The organism is Ruminococcus sp. (assembly GCF_017650195.1).
Taxonomy (GTDB): Bacteria; Bacillota; Clostridia; order Oscillospirales; family Ruminococcaceae; genus Ruminococcus.
On sequence record NZ_JAGCFH010000121.1, the window covers coordinates 1 to 11,219 of the forward strand.

Annotated in this window: 10 protein-coding genes; 5 read left to right on the plus strand and 5 right to left on the minus strand. The window is 43.4% G+C overall.

Going from position 1 to position 11,219, the window contains the following annotated elements; genetic code table 11:
• Positions 1 to 39: 39 nt before the first annotated feature.
• The 5 genes from J6U00_RS05665 to J6U00_RS05685 form a co-directional block, all read right to left on the minus strand.
• Complete coding sequence (locus tag J6U00_RS05665) at positions 40 to 1,161, minus strand: dienelactone hydrolase family protein (RefSeq protein WP_296580038.1); 1,122 nt, start codon at positions 1,159 to 1,161, stop codon at positions 40 to 42.
• Positions 1,162 to 1,241: 80 nt separating this feature from the next.
• Positions 1,242 to 2,450, minus strand: coding sequence for a beta-ketoacyl-[acyl-carrier-protein] synthase family protein (locus J6U00_RS05670; protein WP_296580040.1), 1,209 nt, complete (start codon positions 2,448 to 2,450; stop codon positions 1,242 to 1,244).
• 1 nt (position 2,451) lies between these two features.
• Positions 2,452 to 3,156 (minus strand): enoyl-CoA hydratase/isomerase family protein, encoded by a 705-nt coding sequence (locus tag J6U00_RS05675; RefSeq protein WP_296580042.1) that lies wholly within the window; start codon positions 3,154 to 3,156, stop codon positions 2,452 to 2,454.
• Positions 3,149 to 3,565 carry a hypothetical protein gene (locus J6U00_RS05680; RefSeq protein ID WP_296580043.1) on the minus strand — a complete coding sequence of 139 codons (417 nt, stop codon included), beginning with the start codon at positions 3,563 to 3,565 and terminating at the stop codon, positions 3,149 to 3,151. The genes J6U00_RS05675 and J6U00_RS05680 overlap by 8 nt, the downstream gene beginning before the upstream one ends.
• Before the next feature lie 79 nt (positions 3,566 to 3,644).
• Complete coding sequence (locus J6U00_RS05685; RefSeq protein WP_296580045.1) at positions 3,645 to 4,556, minus strand: acyltransferase domain-containing protein; 912 nt, start codon at positions 4,554 to 4,556, stop codon at positions 3,645 to 3,647.
• A gap of 458 nt (positions 4,557 to 5,014) precedes the next feature.
• Between J6U00_RS05685 and J6U00_RS05690 the strand changes: the two genes are divergently transcribed.
• From J6U00_RS05690 to J6U00_RS05710, 5 genes are all read left to right on the plus strand, one after another.
• Complete coding sequence (locus J6U00_RS05690; RefSeq protein WP_296580047.1) at positions 5,015 to 5,656, plus strand: GyrI-like domain-containing protein; 642 nt, start codon at positions 5,015 to 5,017, stop codon at positions 5,654 to 5,656.
• Between the two features lie 4 nt (positions 5,657 to 5,660).
• On the plus strand, positions 5,661 to 6,434 hold the full coding sequence (locus J6U00_RS05695) for a PhzF family phenazine biosynthesis isomerase (RefSeq protein WP_296580049.1): 774 nt from the start codon (positions 5,661 to 5,663) through the stop codon (positions 6,432 to 6,434).
• 77 nt (positions 6,435 to 6,511) lie between these two features.
• Positions 6,512 to 7,375 carry an AraC family transcriptional regulator gene (locus J6U00_RS05700; protein WP_296580051.1) on the plus strand — a complete coding sequence of 288 codons (864 nt, stop codon included), beginning with the start codon at positions 6,512 to 6,514 and terminating at the stop codon, positions 7,373 to 7,375.
• Between the two features lie 112 nt (positions 7,376 to 7,487).
• A complete protein-coding gene (locus J6U00_RS05705) occupies positions 7,488 to 8,219 on the plus strand; it encodes a MerR family transcriptional regulator (RefSeq protein WP_296580053.1) in 732 nt (243 codons plus the stop codon).
• A 306-nt stretch (positions 8,220 to 8,525) separates the two neighbouring features.
• The coding region (locus J6U00_RS05710; protein WP_296580055.1) for a carbohydrate-binding domain-containing protein at positions 8,526 to 11,219 on the plus strand (2,694 nt) is incomplete at its 3' end.

Consider the following 11,219-nt stretch of genomic DNA (forward strand, 5'->3'; position numbering starts at 1 on the left):
GCGTACTTGCTGTAGTAATCAAAAAATTTCTCCGGCATTTCATTTTCTCCCGTTAAGTCTTGCTGCTATGAAATCTGCTGCTATGTGCTTTACCCAGTGGTACTGCTCGCCAACTGGCATAGCGTGCATTATGGTTTCCTCAGAAGCATAAGAAGGCTTTTCAGTGATCTTTATTCTTTGCTTAAAGCCTGTAGCCTTATCAAACAGCTTATCTGTAGCTTCGGGGGTCATCCAGTTATCATCATCGCTGTGAACCATTAGGAAATCAGCATTGATAGTACCTTCCTCGATAGCCTTCATGCTCTCTAAGTAGTTGTCTACGATCTGATATGAACTCCACTTTCCCTTCTTCATCCATACAGGAATCGAATTCTGCTCAGCAAGATGCATGAACAGAGGGAAAAGACTTACACAGCACTTTACGTTTGGATTTTTTACAGTTGCACGGAAAGCGTATCCGCCTCCCATACAAAGTCCAAAGTTTGCTATACGATCACTGTCAAGATCGCTTCTGCCGTCTATAAACTTGTATATAGCATCAATTGCGGCTTCAAGCTGCGCACCGCCGCACTTTACGTTATTGTAGATAAGAGCTCCTCCTGCACCGGGCATATCTGGAGTAATAACTGCTATTCCTCTCTCGTTAAGAGGAGCAGCCAGCATTTCAAGCTCTTCCTTGCAGCTGCCTATGCCAGAATATGTTATAGCCACAGAATAGCTTCTCTTTGTTCCATCATCAGGAAAGTGGATATATGCAGGAAGCTTGCCAAATTCAGTATCTATTTCTATATACTCCACTTTGTTGTCGCAGAGTGAGATATACTTTTTATAACTTTCAACCAGACCATTATAGATAACCGTCTTGTGTTCAAGATCCTGAATATTTACCATAAAGCAGGCATAGTGACACTCTGATATCATTTTGGCATAAGCTCTTGCGGATATTCTATTTCCCTCAGCCTCAGCCTTGTCACGTAACTCTGTATAGTGAGCTATCTTTTCGTTCCATTCTCCTACCCATACAGACTGTATCTTCTTTCCGCTCATGGCGTCGATAGCATCTACCTGCTTTAAGATGTACTCGATATCAAACGGATCACTGCCGTAAAGCATTGATCTTGTAACTACTGGATTTAATAGGTCTCTGATTGCCCATTTCATATTTGTTTTTTCCTTTCTTTTTTTGATTATTACGATAGTTGCTGTAGTTTTCCTACGGAAAACTCCGCAGGAAATGCTGATTATTCATATTTTCTGAAAATAAGTGTGGAATCGTTTCCTCCGAATCCGAAAGAATTTGAAATTGCCGCTTTTATATCTCTCTTTATTGCTTTATTAGGTATATAATTGAGATCAAGCTCCGGATCCGGCTCACTGTAGTGTACTGTAGGAGGAAGAATTCCTGTTTCGATAGCCTTGATACATGCAATGCCCTCAAGCGCACCGCCTGCTGCAAGGGTATGACCTATTGCAGCCTTAATAGATGAAACCGGTATGTCGTATGCTCTTTCACCGAATACCTTCTTTATAGCCATTGTCTCGTAAAGGTCATTGAGGCTCGTAGAGGTGCCGTGAGCATTGATATAACCGATATCGTCCGGAGACATTCCTGCATCACAGAGAGCTATCTCCATAGATTCTGCCATACCTTCACCGTCTGCCTTGGGAGCTGTCATATTGTAAGCCTCACAGGTCATACTAACGCCTGCAAGCTCACAGTGTATCCTTGCGCCTCTCGCCTTTGCGTGTTCCTCTGATTCGATAACAATGCAGCCACACCCCTCACCCATGATGAAGCCATCGCGGTTCTTTGTGAAAGGACGCGGAGTTTTTGACGGGTCAGGGTCAACTGACATAGCTAGAACCTGATTGAAACCGCTGATAACAACGTTTGAAACAGTGTTTGAAAGTCCGCCTGTAATGACCATATCGTACATACCTGACTGGATGAGCTGTTTTCCGAGAGCGACCGCGTAGCCCGATGAAGCACAGGCAGTCGAAAGATTGAATGAAGCTCCCTGTATTCCGTGTTTCATAGCAAGCATTGCAGGGACAGCGCTCGGCATACGCTTTAAGGTAATATTCGGCTTTATATCAAGCTCTCCGTCCTCATATGAATTATCGGAGATGCCGAAAATAATTGCTATACGCTTTCCGTTGAGAGTGCTGAAATCAGCACCGCAATCTTCAATAGCCTCGCCAGCTGCAGCAAGTCCCATTCTTGTTGCTTTTGTTGTGGCGCTAAGCTGACGTTTTTTCCAGTATTTTGAGGCAACAGCCTCAAATGCGTCATCTACCTCAGCTGCAACCGTTGTATCGTGTTTATCCAGCGGTATGCGCGTTATCTGCTTTATGCCGCTATTCCCATTTACAAGACCGTCCCAAAATTCGTCGGTATTCAGACCAAGAGCGCTTATAGATCCTATACCTGTTACTACAACCTTTTTCATATTAAGCCTCCCTGCCCTGCTTATACTGATTTATGTATTCTTTGTATCTCCTAGGTTCGAATGTGCCGAAATTGTCGGAAATGTAATTTATTAGAGAGAGCGCCTCCATGATACCCTGCTTCTTGCCGGTAAAAATGTCGGCATAGCCTATCTCATAAGCCTGCTCCGCAGGTATCATATCACCTGTCATGACCAGCTCGTAAGCATTTTTCATGCCACATATCTCTATATTTCTTGCAACTCCACCAAGTGCCGGAAGTATGCCGAAAGTGGATTCTGGCTGACCAATCCTTGCGCCCTTTTCAAGTATCCTGTAGTGACTATTGACGGCTATCTCGCTGCCGGAGCCGATGCAGAATCCAGTTACCACGCTTACTACAGGGAAAGGCAGGTCGCGTAGAAAAGTAAAATGTCTTTTCTGTACCACATGGCTTGCAGGAAGCTCTTCCGTACATTCGTCAAAGGCTTCCTTTTCGGAACGCTCGGCAAGCGCTCCAACGTCTGCGCCCGAACTGAAATGTCTTCCGCCGCCATATATAATCATTCCTCTTATATCACCTTTTTTGGCTCTTTCTCCTACCTGCTCCATAACCGCTTCAAAGGTGTTAAGAAAAGCAGTTGACATCATGTTATTATTTGGAGCATCCATAATAAGATGGAGTATGCCGTTATCTTCATTAAGTCTGATATTAATTGTATCACTCATTGCTGCTTCCTCCGTTCTTCACTGCCATAAGACGGTAAAATGCTCTTGATTCACAGTCCAGAACCTCTTCCACAGTACCTGTTCTTGATTTTACGAAGCAGGCAGTGATCTGGTCGGCAGCCCATTTTGTCTTATCTTTGAAAAGTCTTTCCGTCCATTCATCAATACCGTCAGCAGGTATTACCATATCAAAAAGCTCAGCAAGCTCCAGTGTGGGAGCATCGTCTGCAAGAGCAGTAAGGAAAGAGGCATTTTCAAAAAACTTTCTGATGTAACTGCTGACATCACTTGTTATTCTGCTTTCCTTTACGATCAACAGGCACGGACTGCCCAGATCCTCAACAAGAAGCTGGCTGAGAGAGGTCACTCCGCTGACCTCAGTCGTATATTCTTTTATTTCTGTGTTCATCTGTTTATCCTTTCCCAAAATACTTATGCAGGACACTATCCTGCACTTTATATGTATTTATCTAAAATCTACTGAAGTTTTATATCGTATATCCGCCGCCAACTATATCCTCAAGAGTGTAGACTCTGCATTTCCTGCCGACTCTTGAAAACTTCTTTATAGCACCGTTTGCGCTCAAGTCGAAAAACTCTTTTACTCCGAGCTCCTCCAGCTTTTTCATTGCAAGATCCCAGCGCATGGGAGTGCATACATTCATTTGGTTTTCCTTTTTCACATCATCCACTGTCTTCAGTACAGTATGGTTGAAAACAGAGATAAGCGGATATTTAGGCTCTTTGTAGTCAAGCCTTCTGCAAAGCTCGATATATTTTGTAGAATACTGTTCCATGAGAGGGTGATGAAAAGCTGTGCCTGTATTCATAGGGAAAGCCTTAATAGCACCCTCGTTTATACATATCTCGATAGCCTTTTCCACAGCATCAGCCTTACCGCTTATCATAACGTGGAAGCTTGAATTTCCACTTCCGATGACCAGCTCGTCCGAACTGAATCTGCCTCTGAGGAGCTCCTTCAGATCATCGTATGGGAAACCGATAACTATCCCCATATTCAGCTTTATGCCTTTTTCCTGAAGTTCCCTGAACATCGAAAGATGAGTCATAACGATGTCATGAGCATCCTCGTGCTTGATTGAACCGAAGCAGGCGCTTGCGCTAACTATGCCAGAACTGTAGCCTGCACCGATATCAGGGAAAATCCCCTTGCCGATCAAGTACTCATATACGACCCTGTCGCAGAGAAAAGGCACCATCCATTCTGCTGCCTTTGCGTTGTAGCCTGTATTATTATCCATATCGAGATCAAGCCCGAGCCTCGTAAAAGCCTCTTTCCTGTAAGCCTCATACCTATCCGTCATTTCGGGGGTAAGCTGTACAAGGAGCTTTTCTGGCTTTGAGCCGATTCCGTTAAAGAGAAATGCTCTGTTATACATTATATTCTTTTACTCCTTTATATTTTGGAGTGCTGATTGATAAATAATATAATGAATTGTATAAATTTATAGGATTATGCACACCGTATATAATTTTAACATCAAATGAGCAGTAAAGTCAATAGAAAAAACGCTCTTTTGGAATTTTTTAGATAACTCATAATTTTTTGCTACAAGGTCGATATAATTTAGAGAAACTCTCATATTTATACCAGCAGTACTTTTGTACACAAATTATACAATGTTAACTCCCTTAAAAACCAGACCAATAAACATGCAGTTGAAAGGATAATATGACTCAAGTACCTCTCCATGTAAAAACTTGACCTGACCTGCTATAGTTATATGAAGTTTCTATTCTTATTCACATGTATCCAAATGTATCTCTCACTATTGATGTTTGACACGGCTTCTACTGTATGCTATACTAGTTTTATATTATGAAAGGAGCATTTGACATGGCTTTTGATTACAAGAAGGAATACAAGGAATTTTACCAGCCAAAGAACAAACCTGAGATCATTACGGTTCCTCCAATGAATTTCATTACAGTGCGTGGAAAAGGCGATCCGAACGAGGAGGGTGGAGAGTACAAGGATGCTTTGGAGCTGCTGTACAGTATTGCCTATACAATAAAAATGAGCAAGAAGACCGACTACCGTATCGACGGCTATTTTGACTACGTTGTTCCGCCTCTCGAGGGGTTATGGGCTCAAGAAGGAACAGTCGGCATAGACTACAGCCGTAAGAAAGATCTGCAATGGACTGCTATGATAAGAGTTCCTGATTTTGTAACAAGAGCTGACTTTGATTGGGCTGTTGAACAGGCAACCAAAAAGAAAAAATGTGACTTCTCAAAGGTAAAATTAACGACATTCAACGAGGGATTGTGTGTGCAATGTATGCATACAGGCTCCTACGACGATGAACCTGCAACTGTCGCCCTTATGAACAGCTTCGCGGAGCGCATGGGCTATGCTGTTGACATTACCAATGAACGTCAACACCATGAGATATACCTCTCAGATCCTCGAAAAACTGCTACCGAAAAACTGAAAACTGTTATCCGACACCCTGTGAAGAAACAATGCGAGAGGTAAATAGATGAGACAGTATATAGTTGACGCCTTTACGGACAGGCTTTTCAGAGGTAATCCTGCCGCGATCTGCGTTATGGACAGCTTTCCAGATGACCGACTCATGCAAGATATAGCTACAGAGAATAATCTTTCTGAGACTGCCTTTGCTATAAAATCAGAGAAAGGCTATAGGCTTAGGTGGTTCACACCGAAAGGCGAGATAGAATTCTGTGGTCATGCTACTCTCGGCGCTGCATTTGTACTTTTTAGCTTTTACGAGCAGAACAGTAAAAAAATAGTTTTTGAAACGGCTAATGGAAACCTTCCGATAAAGCGTTCCGACAAGCTTATAGATATGGACTTCCCTGCTTACAGACTTGAACATATTGAGATAACCGATCTTATGATAGAAGCTCTCGGAGTTGTGCCAATAGCGGCTTACCGTGACCGCGACATTATGTTTGTGCTTCGTGATGAGGACGAAGTTCAATCGCTTCATCCCGATATTGAACTTCTTTCAAAGCTTGATGGAGCCTGTATAGCCGTGACTGCCAGAGGCAGAATTCATGACTGTGTGTCCCGTGTATTTGCTCCAAGATACGGAATAACCGAAGACCCCGTAACAGGCTCGGCGCACTGCATGATAGCACCATACTGGAGCAAAAGGCTGAATAAAAACAGTATCACTGCATTTCAGGCTTCAAGTAGAACAGGCATACTTCACTGTGAGGTAAGAGGCGAAAGAGTGAAAACATCTGGAACAGCTGTTCTGTTTTCGACAGCCGATATATTTATCTGACACAAGAGTGCACAAATTGTCGGGACATTGTACTGCCTTTATGTTACAATGGGATTACACCGAGAGGAGGAATGACAATGAACTGGACAGAGGGCATACAAAGTGCTATCAATTACATCGAGGATAATATCACCGAGGAACTGGACATCAATGATATCGCAGCGCGCGCGGCATGTTCGGCTTTCTACTTTCAGCGTATCTTCGGAGCGTTGTGCGGATTAACTTTAGGAGAGTATATCCGAAGCAGGAGACTTTCTCTTGCAGGGAACGATATTATATCAACAGATGAAAAAGTCATAGATATAGCCATGAAATATGGCTACAGCTCCCCTGACAGCTTCACCCGTGCTTTTACTTTATTCCACGGCATAACGCCTACGGAGGCAAGACAGAGTAAAGCAGGGCTCAGGTCATTTTCACGCCTCAGAGTGCAGATAATACTGAAAGGCGGTAATACAATGGAGTACAAAATAATTGAAAAAGAGGCTTTCACAGTTCTCGAAAAGGTGGAGCATCATACAGTAGCAGGAGCTCAGAACCTGAACACAATTCCCGAATTCTGGGGCAGAGCATCGAAGGAGGGCGTGATAGATACTCTTCTCAGCTATGCGTCAGACAAGGAATTGCTTTTGGGCACGTGCTACGGCAATGGTCACACGGATAGTGAGGAATTTGACTATGGTATCGCAGTTGAATGTTCTCCTGAAACATCTGCTCCCGAAGGATATCGCGTGAATACTATCCCTGCAAGAAAATGGGTTGTAGCCGAGTGTACAGGGGCTATGCCTGACGCTATACAAAAGCTCTGGCATGAACTGTGTGCCGAATTCTTCCCCACCTCAGGCTATAAGCCTACTTACGAAATGGACATTGAAGCCTACCCTGACGGAGATATGACTTCTCCCGACTACAAAAGCCAGATATGGATACCTATTGAATAAGCTGTACAAATCAGCAGTGTTTTTTTGTGAGTTCCTACAAATATGCAAAATACTATTGACTCTCACGTTACGTCATGGTCTATACTGATATCACACGAGAGGAGCTGGTAACATGATGACGGTCAAGGAGGTCAGCGAGCTGACTGGAGTGAGTATACGCACTCTACGATATTACGATGAAATAGGGCTTTTGCCGCCTGCGGATCATACCGAGGGAGGATACAGGCTGTATGACGATACAGCTCTGGAAAGACTCCAGCAGATACTACTTTTTCGCGAACTGGAATTTCCACTTAAGAATATAGTCCAAATTATGAGCAGTCCCGATTTTGACCGTAAAAAAGCTCTTGAACAGCAGTTAGAGCTGTTGGAATTAAAAAAGCAGCGGCTTGAATACTTGATTGCATTCGCTCGTGGAATAAAATTAATAGGAGTGAGAGCAGTGGATTTTTCTGCATTTGACAGATCTAAACTTGATGAATATGCCCAAAGGGCAAAGGAACAATGGGGAGATACACCCGAATACAAAGAACTAAACGAAAAGGAGCGCAGCCGTACTCCGGAGGAAGAACAGGAACTGATAGAAAGGTTCATGGGGCTGTTCGCAGAGTTAGGCGAACTGAAAAACGGCAGTCCAGAAAGCGAAGAAGCTCAGGCTCTGGTAAAAAAGCTTCAGGACTTTATAACTGAGCATTTCTATACTTGCACCGATAAGATACTCTCAGGGCTTGGTAAAATGTACGAAGGAGGCGGAGAGATAGCTGAAAATATTGACATAACAGGCGGCAGGGGTACAGCGAAGTTTGTATCGGAAGCTATCGCTGCTTTTTGTAGTCGTAAGTAAATAAGAAGACAAATAAAAACTTATATTGCTATTGTTTAAGGAGACGCTTACAGTAAGCGTCTCCTTCGTTTTTTAATAGTCTTAAGTTCCCTGCGAGATTGTTTGAATTCATTTTCTTTACAAGTTCACGCATTTACCCATTATGATGTATAACAAGCAGCACCTGTTAAATACTAAGCCCCTGTAAATTTTATACAAAAATTCACTGGAAGTATAAATAATTAAGATTATTTTAAGATTAAAATACTATTATACAATTACAAATATATATTAACATATATTATTTTATAATGGAGGATGATACTAATGAAGAACCACAAATCAATTCTGACAGGTCTGTTGTCAGCAGTTGTCCTGGGAACTGTCTCAGCAACATCGGCGGCTGCCGCTGACGTTCTCTACGGTGATGCAAACTGCGATGGTACAGTTGACATGGGAGACGCTGTACTAATTATGCAGGCACTGGACAACCCAGGAAGATACGGACTAAATGGAACAGACGAAAAGCACATCACAGAAAAAGGCATAGAGCTTGCTGATGTCTGTGAAACTGGAAACGGTCTAACCAACAACGATGCTCTTTCAATCCAGAATTATCTTTTGGGTAATATCAAGTCCCTTCCTGAATCCTACAAAAACGATTCATCAACAAATGAAGATGACAAAGACGAAGTAAAGACAAAGATACATCTCAGCGATTCTAACATTGAGATAGAAGGACAGTACGCTGAAGCAGAGGGCTCGAAAATCACTATCACACACTCTGGAAAATTCACCTTCGACGGCTCTCTCAGCGACGGTCAGATCTATGTTGATATCCCTGACGAAAAGGCAGATAACGGAACTGTAAAGCTTGTATTCAAGGGTGTTAACATAACAGGCAATAGCGCTCCTGCTATTCTTGTAAAGAATGCGGAAAAAACCACAGTTACAATAGCTGATGATACAGAAAACACAATCTCAGACGGTACAGCAGCTTATACAGATAATGAAGCTGAAAGCGCTGTTATCGAAGCCAAGGACGACCTCACGTTCAAGGGCGACGACAACGGTACAGGTACTCTTACCATAAATGCTAATTTCCAGCCTGCTGTAGTATGCAACAACGACCTCAAGTTTACAGGTGGCATCATTAATATCAACACCCTCAACGAAGATCCCGAGCTTACTCCCGACACTGTAAAGGGCAAGAACTCTGTAACAGTAAAGGGCGGTACTCTCAATATCAATTCAGTGGGCGACGGAATCAAATCCTCAAAGGGTTCTGTTTCCATCGAAGATGGTACTGTTATAATCAAAGCAGCTAAGGATGCTGTACAGGCTGAGACAGATATAACTATCTCTGGCGGCGATATCGCTGCATTCGGCGACAAGGGTCTCACCGCTGCCGGCAATGTAAATATCACAGGTGGAAATGTTCTTGCTACAGCCGTAGACAAGCAATGCGAGACTCTTGCTGCAACAGAGCAAGCAACTATTGTTCTCGACTTCGTCAAGGAGTGGTCAAAGAACAATCCTGTTACTGTTACGGATTCCTCAAACAAAGTACTCTTCGAGAAGAATACTCTAAAGAAATACAGATATGCTATCGTTTCATCCGCTGACATTGATTCTGATGACCTTAAGGTATTCGCAGGCGGTATCAAGGTAAAACACAGTGAAGGAGCAACCTTCAAGAGTGGCAAGCCTGCCAAGTACACAGAAGTAAACAACGATATGGATAATGAAGAGCAGCTTTATCAAGATCTCTTCAGCCAGGAAAAGATACACAAGATTGACATTCAGATAGATGAAGCTGTATGGGACAATCTCCTGCAAACAGCAAGCAAAGAAGAGTGGACTCCTTGTGATGTTACTATCGACGGTGAAACTATCAAAAACGTTGGTATCAGAACAAAGGGCAACAGCTCACTCATGATGGCCAAGGATGGAAAGTACAGCTTCCGCCTTAAACTCGATAAGTATGACAAAACCAACAACTATCACGGTCTTACAGAATTATGCATGAATAATATGCTCATGGACGCATCATGCCTAAGAGATATACTCTGCTATAACGCTATGTATGAAATAGGCGGCGTTGCTCCTCATGCAGCTCATACAGATATGTACCTCAATGGTAACCTCTACAGCTTCTATCTCCTCGCAGAGCAGCCTGGTACTACACTTGCTGAGCGTTATGCCATTGATGACGACTCTGTTCTCTACAAGGCTACAGAAAAGAATGGAGCAGAAGGCGGCTGGGGTGGCTTCGGCGGAGACAGCTATTGCTCATTCACTGAGAATATGCCTCTTGACAGATTTGACGTTAAATTCGGTACAGACGATGAATTCGCGCACATACAGGCTGTCAAAACAGCCATAAACAAGCTCACATCTACAGATTACAAATTTATCGAGGACGTTATTGATGTCCCAAGTTTCCTCAAGGGCTTTGCAGTAAACTCAATATTCTGCAACTACGACAGCTACAACGGTTCACTCGCACACAACTATTACCTCATGTACTCAGGCGAGAAAATGTACTTTGTAGGCTGGGACTATAACCTCTGTCTCGGTAACTTCACAGGAGCAGCAAATGCTGTAACATCTGACATCAAGACAAGCCTTTATCAGTCAACTATAGAGGATCGTCCTCTTGCAAAACTGCTTCAGGTACCTGAATACTATGATATGTATGTCAAGATAGTCAAGGACGTGCTCGAGTACTACAGCGATCCAGAACAGTATGTTGCAGATTACGCTAAAAAGATCCGTTCACACGTTGAAGCTGATCCAAGGTTTGAATTTACAATAGAAGACTTTGACACCAATACCTCCAAGAGCGAGGAAGGCCTCCAGTACAGTGAAGAAGACACTGGCAGTGCATGGGGCAACTGGGGCGGCTTCGGCGGCGGAGACGCCAACGGTGAAAACGGTGCAGGCGGCTGGGCTGGCTTCGGCGGCGGAGAAGCAAACGGCGAAAACGGTGCTGGCGGCTGGGCTGGTTTCGGAGTCGGA

What these genes read in the sequence shown, in the direction of transcription:
- J6U00_RS05690 (WP_296580047.1), top strand. Translation starts at nt 5,015, where the DNA reads ATGGCTTTTGATTACAAGAAGGAATACAAGGAATTTTACCAGCCAAAG.
- J6U00_RS05685 (WP_296580045.1), bottom strand. Translation starts at nt 4,556, where the DNA reads ATGTATAACAGAGCATTTCTCTTTAACGGAATCGGCTCAAAGCCAGAA.
- J6U00_RS05665 (WP_296580038.1), bottom strand. Translation starts at nt 1,161, where the DNA reads ATGAAATGGGCAATCAGAGACCTATTAAATCCAGTAGTTACAAGATCA.
- J6U00_RS05675 (WP_296580042.1), bottom strand. Translation starts at nt 3,156, where the DNA reads ATGAGTGATACAATTAATATCAGACTTAATGAAGATAACGGCATACTC.
- J6U00_RS05670 (WP_296580040.1), bottom strand. Translation starts at nt 2,450, where the DNA reads ATGAAAAAGGTTGTAGTAACAGGTATAGGATCTATAAGCGCTCTTGGT.
- J6U00_RS05705 (WP_296580053.1), top strand. Translation starts at nt 7,488, where the DNA reads ATGATGACGGTCAAGGAGGTCAGCGAGCTGACTGGAGTGAGTATACGC.
- J6U00_RS05695 (WP_296580049.1), top strand. Translation starts at nt 5,661, where the DNA reads ATGAGACAGTATATAGTTGACGCCTTTACGGACAGGCTTTTCAGAGGT.
- J6U00_RS05700 (WP_296580051.1), top strand. Translation starts at nt 6,512, where the DNA reads ATGAACTGGACAGAGGGCATACAAAGTGCTATCAATTACATCGAGGAT.
- J6U00_RS05680 (WP_296580043.1), bottom strand. Translation starts at nt 3,565, where the DNA reads ATGAACACAGAAATAAAAGAATATACGACTGAGGTCAGCGGAGTGACC.